The following is a 16,909-nucleotide window of genomic DNA, read 5'->3' as shown; positions in this document are numbered from 1 at the left end:
GGATATGTGAAACCCAGCTAGACCAGTTTGATACCGGTTATTCTTTCATACGCGTATTCATACCGGCGGGTAGTTGATTTGATAACCTCATCCGGCAATACCGGGCCTGGAGGCTCTTTATCCCAGCCGATAGCTTCCAGATAATCTCTCACGGGCTGTTTGTCATAGCTATCCTGGGCTTCGCCTACTCTATAAGTCTTTTCATCCCAGAAACGGCTGGAATCCGGGGTAAGGGCTTCGTCAATAAGGATAAGCTCTGAGCCGTCCAGACCAAACTCAAACTTGGTGTCAGCTATAATAATACCCCTTTGGCGGGCATATTCCCGCCCAAGTTTATAAAGTGCCAAGCTTTTTTCAGCCAGTTTATCAGCCAGCTCTTTGCCAACCATAGCTTCCAGTTCGGCAATGGTCATAGGATGGTCATGTTCGCCCTCACCTTTGGTAGTAGGAGTAAATATAGGTTCGGGCAGCTCCTGGCTTTGTAAAAGACCTTTGGGCATGGGCATACCATTTACCGTACCCGTCTTTTTATATTCACTCCAGGCTGAGCCGGCAATGTAACCCCGTACCACACATTCCACCGAAACCCGCTTTACCCTTTTGACCACCATGCTTCTGCCGCTCAAATATTCTGGGTAACGAAAGCGTTCTTCCGGGGGCAAATATTTATCCAGACAGCTTACATCTTCAACCAGCTCTATAACATGATTGGGTATTATGCGGGCGGTTTTTTCAAACCAGAATGAGGAGATACGGTTAAGCACCCGCCCTTTGCCGGGTATACCGCCAGGCAATATTACATCAAAAGCTGAAATACGGTCACTGGCAATGATAAGCAGTTTATCACCCAGCAGATAAGTATCCCGCACCTTACCCTTAATAAAAGAAGGCAGCGGCAGGGCGGTTTCCATGAGTACTTTGTTATCAGTCATTTATATAGCTCTGGGGGCCAGTCCTTCGTCAGAGGAGGCATCCCCGCCTTTCTTCCACTGGGAATTAGTCAGCCCTACCCGTCTGAATATATCATCTATGTAGCGCAGATAAAATTTGTAGTCAAATAATTCGTCAACTTCGGCAGAAGAAAGGTGTTCCATAACCTCGGTATCCGCCTTGAGCAGGTTCATAAAATTATCTTCGCCTTGCCAGGTGCGCATAGCATTCCGCTGCACCATCTTGTATGCCTGCTGGCGTGAAAGCCCCTTGTTTATCAGGGCAAGCATAACTCTCTGTGAATAAACCAGACCGCCGGTAAGGTTAAGATTCTTTTCCATCTGTTCAGGGAAAACATTTAGACCCTTTATAACATTGGTAAAAATGTGCAAAGCGTAATCCAGCAGCAGACAGCCGTCAGGCATTATTACCCGTTCGGTAGAGGAGTGGCTGATATCCCGCTCATGCCACAAGGGCTGATTTTCCATGGCGGTAACGGAATAACCGCGTATTATACGGGCAATACCGCAAATTCGTTCGCAAAGCTCAGGATTTTTCTTATGAGGCATAGCTGACGAACCGGTTTGCCCTTTTTCAAATGGTTCTTCAGCCTCGTGGCATTCAGTCTTCTGAAGAGCCCGTATTTCGGTAGCAAATTTCTCCAGCGAACCGGCGATAATGGCCAGAGTAGTCATGTACTGAGCATGACGGTCACGCTGGATTACCTGATTGGAAATGGAAGCCGGGGAAAGCCCCAGTTTTTTACAGGCTATTTCTTCAATTTCGGGTGATAAAGTAGCATATGTGCCTACCGCACCTGACATTTTGCCCACCGTAATAGCTTTGGTGGCGTCCGCAAGGCGCTGGCGGTTACGCTTCATTTCTTCCATCCAGAGTGCCAGTTTCAGCCCGAATGAAATGGGTTCGGCGTGCACGCCGTGGGTACGCCCTACCTGAACAGTATATTTATACTCCATAGCTTTGGCAGCCAGGGCATTTATCAGCTCTTTAATGCCGCTGTTAAGTATCTTGGAGGCTTCGACCAGCTGAAGGCTGAGGGCGGTGTCCATAACGTCTGAAGAAGTCATGCCCATATGGATAAAGCGGGATTCATCACCCAAGCTTTCGGCCACCGAGCCCAGAAAGGCAGTCATATCGTGGTGGGTTTCTTTTAGTAGTTCTTCCATACGTTTGAAATTCAAACGCGCCAGCTTGATTTTGGTAATATCCTCACGGGAAATCACGCCAATTTTAGCCCAGGCTTCGCAGACTGCAATTTCAATATCCAGCCAGTAACCGAATTTGCTTTCGTCTGACCAGACTTTTTTCATTTGAGGGCGGCTGTATCGCTCTATCATTTGTTCTCACCTTTTAGTTCCCGACGGTAGCTTTCATAAGCCTGACGGATATTTTGATATTTTAAACCCAGTATTTCAGCCGCCAGATAAGCCGCATTCTTGGCACCGGCCGCTCCGATAGCTACGGTTGCTACCGGTATACCGGCGGGCATCTGGACTATGGAATAAAGGGCATCAACCCCTTTGAGTTCACCTGAAGCCACCGGTACGCCTATAACCGGCAGTGTCAGCCAGCTGGCAATTACTCCCGGCAAATGGGCTGCCCCCCCAGCGGCAGCTATAACCAGTTCAACCCCCCGTGCGGACGCACCCAGACAAAACTCCTGCACTTTTTCGGGAGTACGGTGAGCAGACATAACCAGCGTCTCAAAAGAAATGCCCATTTTCTCCAGTATTTCCTCAGTAGGTTTCATAACCTCGGCATCAGATTTAGAGCCCATTACAATACTTACTAGCGGCATAGTTCCCTCCCGTTAAACAAGGCTATGTCCCGGCGGTACTGGCAATCTTCAAAAGATACCTTGCCTATGTTCCTATATACATTTTCCCGGGCAGCCTCTATGCTTTGGCCTTTGCTGACCAGACAGAGTACCCTCCCGCCATTGGTAACTATCTCATCCTCTTCAGAAACAACAGTGCCGGCATGAAAGACCAGTATATCCGAAGGCATATCTGAAAGGCCGCTTATGGGCAATCTCTTGCGGTATTCAGCCGGGTAACCGCCTGAAGCCAAGACTACTCCCACGGCGCAGGAGTCTTCCATTTCAATACTAAGTTTATCAAGCCGCCCCTCCAGGGTTGCCTCCACTATTTCAAGCAAGTCTGTTTTAAGCAGGGGCATCAAAACCTGTGTTTCGGGGTCTCCAAACCGGGCATTAAACTCCATGACCTTTGGCCCTTCGGCTGTCATCATCAGCCCCGCATATAAAACACCTTTATAGGTAATACCGCGTTCAGCCAGGGCTTTGATAACCGGGAGCAGAATACGGGACATTATCTCGTCCTTAAGCTCAGGTGTAAAAAACACGGGGGGGGTATAACTGCCCATACCGCCGGTATTAGCACCCTTATCCCCGTCATAAATCCGTTTATAATCACAGGCGGCACTTAAAGGAGCAACCGTTTTGCCGTCAGTAACCGCAAAAAAGCTCATCTCACGCCCCACCATGCACTCTTCTATAACTACGTTTTCGCCGGCTTCGCCGAATATTTTGGCTTCCATAATATCTGATAAGGCCGCCATAGCCTGCTCATAGGTTTGGGCAACGGTAACCCCTTTGCCGCCTGCCAGACCGTCTGCCTTGATTACCACCGGCATTTCAAGCCGGTTCAAATATGAACAAGCTTTTTCATAACTGGAAAAACTGCGGCTGTAAGCGGTGGGGATTTTATTTGAAAGAAGCAGTTCTTTGGTAAAAACCTTGCTTGATTCCAGCTGGGCTGCCTCACGGCAGGGTCCGAATATGCGCAGACCGGCAGATGCAAAGACATCTACCACTCCGCCTGCCAGCGGTGCTTCAGGCCCTACAAAAGTGATATCAATGGAGTTATCTTTGGCGAAGGCCAGCAAACCTTTGATATTTGTACAGCTTATAGCCACATTTTCAGCTATAAGGCTTGTACCGGCATTACCCGGGGCAACGTAAATTTTAGTAACTTTCGGGCTCTGAGAGAGCTTCCAGACAATAGCATGCTCTCTTGCCCCATTTCCAATAACCAGAACTTTCAGAGTTGTCTCCTCAGCAAAACTAAACTATTCTTCTGCCCCGCTCGTAGCGGCCATGCCAACGGGGGGCATAAAACTCATAATTGCCGTCTTCCCTCAGGAAAAGAAACTTTGAATCCGCAGATGTATCACGGCGGCAGGCAGGCGGGTAGTTTATGGTATTTGATTCCAGACACTGCCAGATAGCCTCATCACTCCAGTGGCCTTTTTTCCTGACCGCCTGCAGTATCTCTTCGGCCGAAGCCCTCCCCCCCAAATCTGTCAGCGCTTTTTTAACTTCATCCAGACAGGTTTCGGGTGTGTAGCCTCTGCCCATGATATAACCGCCGGTCATAATACCTTACTCCCATTCAATAGTGGAAGGCGGTTTGGAGCTTATATCATAAACCACCCTGTTCACTTCTTTAACCTCGTTAACAATCCGGTTGGATATAACTGAAAGCAAATCATAAGGCAGTTTAGCCCAGTCCGCCGTCATGGCGTCTTCGCTGGTGACAGCCCTGATTGCAACCAGATAACCGTAGGTGCGGAAATCACCCATAACACCCACAGACTTAACATCAGTCAATATGGCAAAGCTTTGCCATACCTGGTGATACATTTTGGCTTTTTTAATTTCGCTCATTACAATCCAGTCCGCCGCGCGGAGGATTTCCAGCTTTTCACGGGTAACTTCACCGATAATGCGTATTGCCAGACCGGGGCCGGGGAAGGGCTGACGCCAAATCATTTCGTCCGGCAAACCCAGCTCTTTGCCCAGCAGCCGCACTTCATCTTTAAAGAGATAGCGCAAAGGCTCTATAAGTTTTAACTTCATATGGGCAGGCAGGCCGCCCACGTTATGATGGCTTTTTATTTTGGCGGAAGCTTTAGATACGGAAGAAACGCTTTCTATGACGTCAGGGTAAAGTGTCCCCTGAGCCAGAAAATCAATCTTGCCAAGCTTACAGGCTTCATCTTCAAATACTTTAATAAATTCACTGCCGATAACCTTGCGTTTCTGTTCGGGGTCGGTAACTCCGCTAAGGCTATCAAGGAAACGGTCAACCGCATCTACATATATTATTTTCATACCCATATGGTTTTTGAAAACATGCAGGGTGCGGTCAGCCTCCTCACGCCGGAGAAGACCGTTATTTACATATATGCAGGTCAGCTGGTCACCAATGGCCTTGTGGATAAGAGAAGCCACTACCGCCGAATCAACCCCGCCGGAAAGGGCACAGATAACCTGACCGTCTCCGACCTGTTCGCGTATATTATGAATGCTTTCCTGAATATAGTTGCCCATAGTCCAGTTGGCATGACATTTACAAATATTGAAAACAAAGTTTTTAAGAATGATTTTGCCGTTAGGGGAATGGACAACTTCGGGGTGAAACTGCAAACCGTAAATGTCCGCTTCGTTACCCATAACCGCCACCGGGCAGTTTTCAGTGTAAGCCAGCGCCGTAAACCCGGCCGGCATTTTCTCAATACGGTCTCCGTGGCTCATCCAAACGGGAGAGGGTTCGGGCATATCCGACAGGAGGTCGGAATTTGCCACGCTTGAGTGGAGTAAGGCATGGCCGTATTCGCGTTTTTCACTGTGCTCAACTACCCCCCCAAGCTGGTGGGTGATAGCCTGCATACCGTAGCAAATACCCAAAACCGGCAATTTACTTTCAAATATATAAGCAGGGGCCAAAGGCGCTCCTGCTTCGTAGACACTGGAAGGCCCGCCGGAAAGAATAAACCCGCGGGGATTTAAGTGGGCTATTTTCTCCCAAGGGGTATCGTGCGAAACCAGCTCGCAATAAACATGCATCTCACGTATACGGCGGGCAATAAGTAAGCTGTATTGAGAACCGAAATCAAAGATTACTATTGATTCACGCAGGCTTTCATCTTCGTTATCAATAAACTCCGGTTTGGCGCCGGACTTTTCCTTGGCAATTTCCAAATAAGTAGAGACCTCAATGTCTCCGCTAGTGGCAACCCGCAGGCTTTCAGTGGTTTGTATATTATTCATTTCGCTCATCATTTTCTTGATGGTAGCTTAGCATTATAGGCTAAAATTGTAAAGAAAACAGGCCCGTTTCTCATAGGGCTTTCCCGGATAATACTTGACTAAATTTCCTAAGAGTATTTAGATATATTTACCGGGTTTGTAAATGCCAGAGGTAATAAATATATGACACCAAATTTGTTTGATGCCGGTATGGAAAGCCAGATAGACCAGGCAGTCAGCATACTTAAGCGGGGCGGGGTAGTGGTATTTCCCACCGATACAGTTTATGCAGTGGGGGCTTTAGCCAGCAATACCCAGGCAGTGAGGCGCGTATTTGACATAAAAGGCCGCGCCAATACTAAGGGTTTGCCGGCTTTAATAGGGGATATCTCCCAAATAAATCAGGTGGCCAAAGTTTTTCCGCCGCTGGCCAGCAAGCTGGCTAAAGAATACTGGCCGGGAGGGCTTACCCTGGTGCTGCCCAAGACAGATAATATACCCCTTGAGCTGACCGGCGGAAATGAAACTGTAGCCATAAGGATACCAAACCAGCCGGCGGTAATTGAGATGCTGAAACGGGTTGGTGAACCGGTAACCGGCACCAGCGCCAATCTCAGCGGGTGCAAAAGCTCACTTAATGCCGCTGAGGCCGAAAAACAGCTGGGTGACCGGGTGGATTTTATCCTTGACGGCGGGCAGGTGAGCGGAGGGGTGGAATCTACCATAATAGCGGTAAACCCTGACGGTTTGAAGATTATCCGCCAGGGGGCCATAAAAGAATCAGATATACTTGAAACGGCCGCCAAAAACGGCTTTTCAGCTTGACAGCAAACGTGGACTGTGTTAAGGTTAAACACTTCCAATAATCCGTCGTACACCCGTCCCCAAAGGACGGTTTTTAATTCTTTTAAACGGGAGAACCTATAATGAAAAGCGAAGATGTCAAACTAGGTATTGAACGTGCCCCGCACCGGTCTTTGCTGCGCGCTCTGGGCTTAAACACCGAGAGCTTTCAAAAACCTTTTATAGGTATTGTAAACAGCTTTACCGAAGTAGTCCCCGGACACATTCATCTCAGGCGTATCTCCGAAGCGGTTAAAGAGGGTATAAATGCCGCCGGCGGAGTGGGATTTGAGTTTAATACTATTGCGGTTTGTGATGGCATTGCCATGAACCATGCCGGTATGAAATACAGTCTGCCCAGCCGTGAGATTATTGCCAATACAGTTGAAATAATGGCCATGGCGCACGCCTTTGACGGCCTGGTGTTTATACCGAACTGTGACAAGGTGGTTCCCGGCATGCTGATGGCTGCCTGCCGTTTAAACATTCCCTCTATATTTGTCAGCGGCGGCCCCATGCTGGCCGGGCGGTTAAGGAAAAATGACCAGGTCAGCTGTGTTGATTTGAACAGCGTTTTTGAAGCAGTGGGTCAGGTGGCCAAAGGCCAGATGACCGAAGAAGAACTGCTGGAACTGGAAAAAGTGGCCTGTCCCGGCTGCGGCAGCTGTGCCGGCATGTTCACTGCCAATACCATGAACTGCCTGACCGAAGCTCTGGGTATGGCTTTGCCCGGCAACGGCACTATCCCGGCGGTAGATTCACGCCGCACCCAGCTGGCCAAAGACACCGGCAGGCAGATACTGAAACTGATAAAAGACAATACCTGCCCCAAGGATATAATCACGCCGGATGCCATTTACAACGCCTTCAGTCTGGATGTGGCACTGGGCGGCAGTACCAATTCGGTACTCCATGTTATGGCAGTTGCCCATGAAGCCGGGGCTGATTTTTCACTGGAAGAAATAAACAGGGTAAGTGATACTACCCCGAATTTGTGCAAACTCCGTCCGTCAGGGCCGTACCATATTGAAAACCTGGACCAGGCCGGCGGCATAGGCAGTGTGCTCAAAGAGCTGAAACCCTGGCTGAAAAATGACGCCCGGACTGTTTCCGGCAAAACTATAGGCCAGATGGCGGATGCCGCCCCCAAAGCTGATAATAAAGTTATCCGTTTTGCTTCAAACCCGTATTCACCCAAAGGCGGGCTGGCTATTTTGTTCGGCAATCTGGCACCAAGTGGCAGCGTAGTCAAACGCTCTGCCGTTGCCCCTGAGATGATGGTTCACCGCGGGCCTGCCCGTATATTTGACTCTGAGGAGCTGGCTACCAAAGCTATTATGGGCGGCAAGATAATCCCCGGTGATGTACTGGTTATCCGTTATGAAGGGCCTAAAGGCGGGCCGGGTATGCGGGAGATGCTCACCCCAACCTCGCTTTTGGCAGGCATGGGGCTGGATAAAGAAGTAGCTCTGATTACGGACGGGCGTTTTTCAGGCGCAACCCGCGGAGCCGCTATGGGGCATGTTTCGCCCGAAGCCGCTGCCCGCGGACCTATAGCCGCCTTGCAGGACGGGGATATGATAAATATTGATATCCATAATTACAAACTTTCGGTAGAGCTTTCAGATGAGGAAATCCAGAAACGGCTGGCAAATGTGCCGGCTTTCAAACCTAAAATCACAAGCGGTTATCTGAAATATTATACAGAAAACGTCACCTCGGCCAGTACCGGGGCGGTTTTCAAAGACTAATTCTAAGGGGGCAATGAGAAAATGAAATTGACTGGCGCCCAGATAGTATGTGAAAGTCTGCTCAAAGAAGGGGCAGATGTAATCTTCGGGTATCCGGGTGGAGTACTCTTGCCTCTGTATGATACTTTCCCCCAGTACCCCGCCTTAAGGCATATTTTGACCCGGCATGAACAGGGTGCCGCCCATGCTGCCGATGGTTTTGCCAGAGTAACCGGCAAAGTAGGTGTCTGCCTGGCTACGTCTGGCCCTGGTGCTACCAACCTGATTACCGGCATTGCCAATGCCTACATGGATTCCATACCTATGGTAGCTATAACCGGCCAGGTTACCCGTAACCTTATCGGCAAAGATGCTTTTCAGGAGATTGATATTACCGGCATCACTTTGCCTATTACCAAGCAGAATTATCTGGTAACCAGGGCAAGTGCACTGGCTGACACTATAAAAGAAGCTTTCTATTTAGCCCGAACCGGACGCCCCGGCCCGGTGCTGATAGATATACCCAAAGACGTATTTATTGAGCAGGCAGAGTTTGAATACCCTGATGAACCTGATTTGCCCGGCTACAAACCCGTTATAAAGGGCAATCTGATGCAGATACAAAAGGCGGCCAAGCTGATAGAAACCGCTGAGAAACCGGTGATTATTGCCGGACACGGGGTAAACATTTCCGGTGCTAATGAAGAACTGAAAACCCTGGCGGAAAACTGTCAGCTGCCTGTTATTACCACTTTGCTGGGTGTCAGCAGTTTCCCCGAAGACCATATACTAAGCTACGGTATGCTGGGTATGCACGGCATGGCTTATGCCAATATGGCTGTTGCGGCCACTGACCTGATAGTGGCTATCGGTATGCGTTTTGATGACCGGGTTACCGGTAAGCTGAGCGCATTTGCTCCCCATGCCAGTGTTATTCATATAGATATAGACCCGGCTGAAATAGGTAAAAATATACGGGTTGACGTGCCTATAGTGGGTGACGTTAAAACCGTACTTAAATCACTCAACAAACAGGTAGAATGTGTCCAGCACTCTGAGTGGCTGAGGCAGCTGGAAAACTGGCGCAGAGAGCACCCGCCGCTCTCCATACGGCATACTGACCTTATCCTGCCCCAGTATATAGTCCAGCAGATAAGCGAAGCTACCAGCGGCAACGCCATTGTGGTTACCGGGGTGGGACAGCACCAGATGTGGGCTGCCCAGCACTATACATATATCCGCCCCAATTCTCTGGTGACTTCCGGCGGTCTGGGCACTATGGGTTTTGACCTGCCGGCTGCTTTGGGTGCTAAAGTCGGCTGTCCTGACGAAACTGTCTGGTGCATTGCCGGGGACGGCGGATTCCAGATGAATATGCAGGAACTGGCCACAATAGTTCAGGAAAGGGCTGCGGTAAAAATAGCGGTCTTCAATAACGGCTATCTGGGTATGGTTCGCCAGTGGCAGGACTTGTTCTATAACAAAAATTACGTGGCTACTCCTTTGGGCTGCCCTGATTTTATAAAAATAGCCGAAGCCTATGATATACCGGCTCTAAACGTTAAACGCAAGGAAGAGGTCCGGCCGGCTATTGAACAGGCTATGGCCACCGAAGGACCTTTCCTTATAAACTTTATAATTGAACCTGAAGAAAACGTATATCCCATGGTTCCTCCCGGCGCCGCTCTCCACGAAGTACTGGAAGAACCTAAGAAAGAGGTGAGTGCATGTCCCCGACGAAGCATACCATAGTAGCTTTAGTTGAAGACAGGCCCGGCGTATTAAACCGCATGGCCAGCCTTTTCAGACGGCGTGGTTTCAATATTGACAGTATTGCAGTCGGGCGGAGTGAAACACCCGGTTTTTCCCGTATGACCATTGTGGTTGACGGGGCTAATACCATGGTTGAGCAGGTGCGCAAGCAGCTTGACAAAGTGGTGGATGTGGTCAAGGTGTCAGATATTACCGGGCAGGATATTATCTGCCGTGAGCTGGCACTTATAAAAGTAAAATCCACTCCGGCTAACCGCAGTGAAATAATGCAGATTGTAGATATTTTCCGGGCAAAAATAGTGGACGTAGCTTCCGACTCGCTGACAGTGGAAGTAACCGGAGATGAAGAAAAAGTAAATTCGCTATATAATCTATTACGTGCATTTGGTATCAAGGAGATAACCCGCACCGGCCGAATCGCCATGACCCGCGGCGGGCTTGCTACCGCTACCGAATTGCAATCAGCTAAAGAATCAAAAACAAAAGAGTAAAAAGCTCTAGGAGGAAAGATGGCTGTTATATATTACGATAAGGACTGTGACTTAAGCCTTATTGAAAAGAAAATTATCGGTATTGTCGGTTATGGTGCCCAGGGTCATGCCCATGCCCAGAACCTGCGTGATTCTGGCCTGAAGGTTATTGTGGCTTGCGTTGAAGGCGGACGCGGCTGGAAAAAAGCCACCGCTGATGGTTTTGAGGTAATGTGCGTAGCCGAAATGGCTAAAAAAGCCGATATTATTATGATGCTGGCACCGGATACATCTCAGGCCAAAATTTATAAAGATTCGGTGGAACAGGGGTTAACACCCGGCAAAATGCTGATGTTTGCCCATGGCTTCAATATTCATTACGGGCAGATAGTCCCCCCGTCTTTTGTAGACGTGACCATGATTGCCCCCAAATGCCCCGGCTATATGCTGAGACAGGTCTTCACCGAAGGCGCGGGCGCTCCTTCGCTTATTGCAGTTGAACAGGACGCCAGCGGCAAGGCTAAAGAAATAGCTCTGGCTTATGCCAAGGGTATCGGCTCTAACCGTGCCGGCGTACTGGAAACCACTTTTGCCGAAGAAACCGAAACTGACCTTTTCGGCGAGCAGGCCGTTTTGTGCGGCGGCACTACCTCATTGGTCAAAGCCGGTTTTGAAACCCTGGTGGAAGCCGGATACCAGCCCGAAGTAGCTTATTTTGAATGTCTGCATGAGCTCAAGCTGATTGTAGACCTGATGTATCAGGGCGGTATTGCCTATATGCGTGATTCCATTTCTGACACCGCCAAATACGGTGACTTCACCCGCGGCCCCAGAGTTATCAACGAAGAAACCTATGAAACTATGGGTGAGATACTGGGCGAGATTCAGGATGGCAGCTTTGCCAAGGAATGGATACTGGAAAATCAGGCCGGACGCCCTGTTTATAACTCCCTCCGCCGCATGGAGTCTGAGCACCTTATTGAAGAAGTGGGTGCCGAACTGCGCTCTATGATGAGCTGGCTGAAAAAGAAAAAGTAAAGGGCATTTAAAAATAACCATGACAGATTACATTCCAAATAATATAAGCGGACTGTATCACAGCCTGGCTGAAGGGAAACTTCTCATCCTTAGCAGCCCCTCTTTCTGGACGAAGAGGGGTATCCGGTTATAATGCTAAATATAGAGTAATTTTCTTTCAGAAAGGATTTTTGTCATGGACAAAATAAAGATTTTTGATACCACCCTCAGAGATGGAGAACAGGCTGCCGGTGCGTCTTTGAATGCACAGGAAAAACTGGAGATAGCCCGGCAGCTGGAAAAACTGGGGGTGGATATCATTGAAGCAGGTTTTCCCATCACCTCTCCCGGTGATTTTGAAGCGGTAAAGCTGATAGCCCAGGAAGTGCGCACCCCTGTCATCTGCGGTCTGGCCAGAGCTATACCGGCTGACATTGACCGTGCCTGGGAGGCTTTGAAAGAAGCTGCCCACCCCCGAATTCATGTGTTTATTTCTTCATCTGAAATACACATGGTTCACCAGATAAAAAAGAGCCGTGAAGAAGTAATGGAGCTGGCACGCACTATGGTTGCCAGAGCCAAAAGCTATACTGATGATATAGAGTTTTCCCCGATGGATGCCAGCCGCTCTGACCCGGAGTTTCTGTATAAACTGCTGGAAGCAGTTATAGATGCCGGGGCTACCACCCTGAATATACCTGATACGGTGGGTTACGCTATTCCCAGTGAATTCGGCGAACTCATAAAGGGTATCCGCCAGAATGTGCCTAATATAAACAAAGCGGTAATAAGCGTACACTGCCACGATGATTTGGGCATGGGCACAGCCAATTCGCTGGCTGCGGTTAAAAACGGTGCCAGACAGGTGGAATGCACCCTGAACGGCATAGGCGAGCGTGCCGGTAATGCAGCACTGGAAGAAGTAGTGATGGCACTGCGCACCCGGAGTGACTTTTTCAATTTTGAAACAGGTATAAACACCCAGGAAATATACCGCAGCAGCCGCCTGGTCAGCGCTCTGACCGGTTTTGCTATCCAGCCCAACAAGGCTGTGGTGGGTGAAAACGCTTTCCGCCATCAGTCCGGTATCCATCAGGACGGCGTTATTAAAATGGCTAAAACTTTTGAGATTATGGACCCCAAAGAAGTGGGTATTCAGGCTTCCAGTCTGGTGCTGGGCAAACTTTCCGGCCGCCATGCCTTCAAACAGCACCTGACAGAGCTGGGCTTTGACCTGAACGAAGAGGATTTTGACCGCGCATTCAAGGCCTTTAAAGATTTGGCCGATAAAAAGAAGGACGTGACTGACCGGGATATAGAAGCGCTGGTTGCCGAGGAACTGCGGACTACAGTTGAGCTTTATCATCTGGACCGGATACAGGTTACCTCCGGAGACCGGGGCATACCCACTGCTGCCGTCAGACTAACCACCCCGAACGGCGGAGCAGCAGAAGATGCCGCTTTGGGCAGCGGGCCGGTAGATGCTGTTTACAAGGCCATAAACCGGATAGTAAATGTACCTAACAAACTGACTGAATTTTCGGTCAAGTCTGTTACGGCCGGCATTGACGCACTGGGTGAAGTGCTGATCCGGATTGAGAGTGACGGGGTAACATATACCGGACGCGGCTCTGATACCGATATAATAGTAGCCAGCGCCAAGGCTTATATGAACGCCTTAAACCGTTTGCTCAGGGTCAAGAACGCATCTTAAAAGGAGCGACATGCCATGCCGATAGAAGTGGAAATGCTGTTTCGCATTCTGCTGGCCGTGGTACTGGGCGGGATTATTGGTTATGAACGGGAACGCTCAGGCAAGGCAGCCGGGCTGCGTACCAACACCCTTATTTGCGTGGGTTCCTGCCTGATAACCCTGGTATCCATATACGGTTTTGCGGAAACGGATATCAGCCGGATAGCCGCCGGTATAGTTACCGGGGTGGGCTTTCTGGGTGCAGGGGCTATACTCCGCCAGACAGAGGGACATGTTGAGGGGCTAACCACTGCCGCCACTATCTGGGCTGTTGCCGGTATAGGCCTGGCATCCGGTGCGGGTATGTACTTTTTGTCCGCCGTCGGTACCGGTGTGATACTGCTTATATTACTTATTGACCGGGTAAAATTCCGTTAGATATTCTTGGAGAGGTTATGATGAACTTAGTTGAAAAAATACTGGCCGCCCACAGCGGCAAAACTCAGGTCAGCCCGGGTGATTTTATAAACGCCAAGGTAGACCTGGTGCTGGCTAATGACATTACCGCACCTATAGCCGTAAAAGAGTTTAAGAAGATTGGGGTCAGCAAAGTATTTGACCCCAAAAAGATAGTTTTTGTGCCTGACCATTTTGTACCCAACAAGGACATTGCATCTGCCGAACAGGTAAAAATGGTGCGTGAGTTTGCCCGTGAGCAGGGTATACTCTTTTTTGAATGCGGTAAAATGGGTGTTGAGCATGTAATCCTGCACGAGCAGGGTCTGGTACTGCCGGGGGATATTGTGGTAGGCGCTGACTCCCATACCTGCACTTACGGGGCACTGGGCGCTTTTACTACCGGCATGGGCTCAACCGATATAGCCGCCGCCATGGCCACCGGTGAGGTTTGGATGAAAGTCCCCCCCACCATCAAATTTAACTATTCGGGTAAGCTGCCCAAATGGATTGGCGGTAAAGACCTTATTTTGTTTACCATAGGTCAGATAGGGGTAGACGGGGCTTTGTACTCTGCCATGTATTTCTGCGGAGAGGCTATTGATGCCCTTTCCATGGAAAACCGCTTTACCATGTCCAATATGGCCATAGAGGCCGGCGGCAAGGCAGGTCTTTTCAGGGTTGACGAAAAGACTCTGGAATATGTGACCCCCAGAGCCAAACGCCAGTATACGGTTTATGATAATGATGCTGATGCGTCTTATGCCAAAACATATAACTTTGATATTTCCAAGCTTGAGCCGCAGGTATCACTGCCGCATTCACCGGCAAATGCCCGCCCCATCAGCCAGATTGGTAAAATAAAGGTTGACCAGGTTATCATCGGCTCATGCACCAACGGCAGGCTGGAAGACCTGGCCATATCTGCCAAACTGCTTGAAGGGAATAAAGTCAGCCCTGATTTGAGGACTATTGTTATACCCGGTTCGCAGCAGGTCTATCTGGATGCCCTGAAAGCCGGCTATATTGAAACCTTTATCAATGCCGGGGTTGCGGTTTCCACTCCCACCTGCGGTCCTTGCCTCGGCGGGCATATGGGTATTTTGGCCGCCGGTGAACGCTGTCTGGCAACTACCAACCGCAATTTCGTAGGGCGTATGGGCAGCCCCAAGAGCGAAGTATACCTGGCCGGGCCGGCCGTTGCCGCCGCTACCGCCATCAAGGGATATATTGCCCATCCCGATGAAATTTAAATAGTAAATCCTGTCAGAGGGAGACGAAGAAGGTCTTGTTTAAAACAGGCTTTATTCAGCTAGGAGAAAAGATGTTAAAAGGATTTGTACATAAATACGGTGAAAATGTGGATACGGATGCCATTATCCCGGCACGGTATTTAAACGTATCCGAACCTAAGGCACTGGCCGAACATTGTATGGAAGATATAGACTTGGACTTTGTAAAAAAGGTTAAACCGGGTGATTTTATCGTGGCCACCACCAATTTCGGCTGCGGTTCTTCACGTGAGCATGCACCTATTTCAATAAAAGCTTCCGGTGTTTCGGCGGTTATTGCCGCCAGTTTCGCCCGCATATTTTTCCGCAACGCCATAAACATCGGCCTGCCATTGCTTGAAAGTGCCGAAGCAGCCGAAAAAATAAACAGCGGTGACGAACTGGAAATAGATTTGGAAAGCGGCGTTATCAAAGACCTGACTACAGGTAAAAGCTTTGCCGCCAAACCCTATCCTGAGTTTATGTCCCGCCTGATAAAGGCCGGCGGCCTTATTGAATATACCCGTGAAAAACTTTGCGGAAGAGGTGTTTAGTTGGATTTCAAACTGACAGTTCTGCCCGGTGACGGCATCGGCCCGGAGGTTATGGCCGAAGGCCTAAAGGTGCTTAATGCTGTTGCCAAAAAATACAAACATAGCTTTGAATATCAGTACGGCCTTATCGGCGGCTGCTGTATAGACAAAGAGGGGGTAGCACTCAGCCCTGAGACACTGGCCATGTGCAAAAAGTCTGATGCCGTTTTACTGGCGGCAGTAGGTGACCCCCGCTTTGATGACCCCAAACTGCCGGTTCACCCTGAAGATGGTTTGCTGGCCTTAAGACGCGGCCTTGGTCTTTTTGCCAATATCCGCCCGGTCAAGGTTGCCCCTTCGCTGGTTAATTCTGCTCCCATAAAAGCAGAAATAGTAAAAGGCACTGACTTCATCTTTATACGGGAGCTGACCGGCGGCGTTTATTTTGCCAAGCCTAAAAAACGCTGGACCACACCTTCGGGTATCCGCAAAGCTACCGACAGCATGACCTATTCCGAAAAGGAAATAGAACGGATTGTGCGTGTTGGCTTTGAGCTGGCACGAAGCCGCAAAAAGAAACTGGTCAGCGTGGACAAGGCCAATGTGCTACTGTCTTCGCGTTTGTGGCGGCAGATAGTAATAGAAATTGCTAAAGACTACCCTGATATTACGGTGGAACATATACTGGTAGATGCCTGTGCCATGAAACTGATACTTGCACCCACTTATTTTGATGTTATTGTGACTGAAAATATGTTCGGTGATATTTTGACTGATGAAGCTTCCATGCTGGCAGGTTCTATGGGCATGCTGCCCTCTGCCTCTCTGGCAGGCATACCGGCAAAAGGTACTAAAACATTTGGCCTCTACGAACCTATTCACGGCAGTGCCCCCACTATTGCCAAGCAAAATATTGCCAACCCCATTGCCACCATTTTAAGCATAGCCATGATGCTCCGTTATTCCTGCGGGCTGGAGACCGAAGCTGCTGAAATTGAGGCGGCGGTTGACAAGGTTCTGGCGGCTGGTTATGCTACGATAGATATATTTAAAGAGGGCAACACCAAACTTGGTACAGCCGAGATGGGCAGCCAGATAGCTAAAATTATAGGAGGCTAA

The 16,909-nt window shown here is 49.3% G+C and carries 16 protein-coding genes; 10 read left to right on the top strand and 6 right to left on the bottom strand.

What is annotated here, in order from left to right:
- Window positions 1–17 precede the first annotated feature (17 nt).
- The 6 genes from DET_RS04385 to guaA are packed head-to-tail and all read right to left on the bottom strand — an operon-like array spanning window position 18 to window position 5,956.
- On the bottom strand, window positions 18–932 hold the full coding sequence (locus DET_RS04385) for a phosphoribosylaminoimidazolesuccinocarboxamide synthase (protein WP_010936569.1): 915 nt from the start codon (window positions 930–932) through the stop codon (window positions 18–20).
- Window positions 933–2,288 carry an adenylosuccinate lyase gene (gene purB, locus DET_RS04380; protein WP_010936568.1) on the bottom strand — a complete coding sequence of 452 codons (1,356 nt, stop codon included), beginning with the start codon at window positions 2,286–2,288 and terminating at the stop codon, window positions 933–935.
- Window positions 2,285–2,749: a 5-(carboxyamino)imidazole ribonucleotide mutase gene (gene purE, locus DET_RS04375; RefSeq protein WP_010936567.1), complete on the bottom strand. Its 465-nt coding sequence runs from the start codon at window positions 2,747–2,749 to the stop codon at window positions 2,285–2,287. The genes purB and purE overlap by 4 nt, the downstream gene beginning before the upstream one ends.
- A complete protein-coding gene (gene purD, locus DET_RS04370) occupies window positions 2,740–4,017 on the bottom strand; it encodes a phosphoribosylamine--glycine ligase (RefSeq protein ID WP_010936566.1) in 1,278 nt (425 codons plus the stop codon). The genes purE and purD overlap by 10 nt, the downstream gene beginning before the upstream one ends.
- A 19-nt stretch (window positions 4,018–4,036) precedes the next feature.
- Window positions 4,037–4,348 carry a hypothetical protein gene (locus DET_RS04365; protein WP_010936565.1) on the bottom strand — a complete coding sequence of 104 codons (312 nt, stop codon included), beginning with the start codon at window positions 4,346–4,348 and terminating at the stop codon, window positions 4,037–4,039.
- A gap of 6 nt (window positions 4,349–4,354) precedes the next feature.
- Window positions 4,355–5,956, bottom strand: coding sequence for a glutamine-hydrolyzing GMP synthase (guaA, locus tag DET_RS04360; protein WP_010936564.1), 1,602 nt, complete (start codon window positions 5,954–5,956; stop codon window positions 4,355–4,357).
- Between the two features lie 231 nt (window positions 5,957–6,187).
- Here guaA and DET_RS04355 point away from each other — a divergent pair, with 231 nt between their 5' ends.
- The 10 genes from DET_RS04355 (at window position 6,188) to leuB (ending at window position 16,909) form a co-directional block, all read left to right on the top strand.
- Complete coding sequence (locus DET_RS04355) at window positions 6,188–6,829, top strand: L-threonylcarbamoyladenylate synthase (RefSeq protein WP_010936563.1); 642 nt, start codon at window positions 6,188–6,190, stop codon at window positions 6,827–6,829.
- 101 nt (window positions 6,830–6,930) lie between these two features.
- A complete protein-coding gene (ilvD, locus tag DET_RS04350) occupies window positions 6,931–8,598 on the top strand; it encodes a dihydroxy-acid dehydratase (protein ID WP_010936562.1) in 1,668 nt (555 codons plus the stop codon).
- 21 nt (window positions 8,599–8,619) lie between these two features.
- Window positions 8,620–10,329: a biosynthetic-type acetolactate synthase large subunit gene (gene ilvB / locus DET_RS04345; RefSeq protein ID WP_010936561.1), complete on the top strand. Its 1,710-nt coding sequence runs from the start codon at window positions 8,620–8,622 to the stop codon at window positions 10,327–10,329.
- Window positions 10,305–10,841, top strand: coding sequence for an acetolactate synthase small subunit (gene ilvN / locus DET_RS04340; RefSeq protein WP_010936560.1), 537 nt, complete (start codon window positions 10,305–10,307; stop codon window positions 10,839–10,841). The genes ilvB and ilvN overlap by 25 nt, the downstream gene beginning before the upstream one ends.
- Window positions 10,842–10,859: 18 nt before the next feature.
- A complete protein-coding gene (gene ilvC, locus DET_RS04335; RefSeq protein WP_010936559.1) occupies window positions 10,860–11,858 on the top strand; it encodes a ketol-acid reductoisomerase in 999 nt (332 codons plus the stop codon).
- A 175-nt stretch (window positions 11,859–12,033) separates the two neighbouring features.
- Window positions 12,034–13,551 carry a 2-isopropylmalate synthase gene (locus DET_RS04320; protein ID WP_010936558.1) on the top strand — a complete coding sequence of 506 codons (1,518 nt, stop codon included), beginning with the start codon at window positions 12,034–12,036 and terminating at the stop codon, window positions 13,549–13,551.
- A 15-nt stretch (window positions 13,552–13,566) separates the two neighbouring features.
- The gene (locus DET_RS04310) at window positions 13,567–13,968 is read left to right on the top strand and encodes an MgtC/SapB family protein (protein ID WP_010936557.1); all 402 of its coding nucleotides are present in this window, start codon (window positions 13,567–13,569) and stop codon (window positions 13,966–13,968) included.
- A gap of 17 nt (window positions 13,969–13,985) precedes the next feature.
- On the top strand, window positions 13,986–15,239 hold the full coding sequence (leuC, locus tag DET_RS04300) for a 3-isopropylmalate dehydratase large subunit (protein WP_041223364.1): 1,254 nt from the start codon (window positions 13,986–13,988) through the stop codon (window positions 15,237–15,239).
- Window positions 15,240–15,310: 71 nt separating this feature from the next.
- The gene (gene leuD, locus DET_RS04290; protein ID WP_010936555.1) at window positions 15,311–15,811 is read left to right on the top strand and encodes a 3-isopropylmalate dehydratase small subunit; all 501 of its coding nucleotides are present in this window, start codon (window positions 15,311–15,313) and stop codon (window positions 15,809–15,811) included.
- Window positions 15,812–16,909, top strand: coding sequence for a 3-isopropylmalate dehydrogenase (gene leuB, locus DET_RS04285; RefSeq protein ID WP_010936554.1), 1,098 nt, complete (start codon window positions 15,812–15,814; stop codon window positions 16,907–16,909).

This window comes from Dehalococcoides mccartyi 195, from assembly GCF_000011905.1.
GTDB lineage: Bacteria > Chloroflexota > Dehalococcoidia > Dehalococcoidales > Dehalococcoidaceae > Dehalococcoides > Dehalococcoides mccartyi.
The sequence above is the reverse complement of the archived record's forward strand: the minus strand, read 5'-3'. Positions and strand labels throughout refer to the sequence as shown.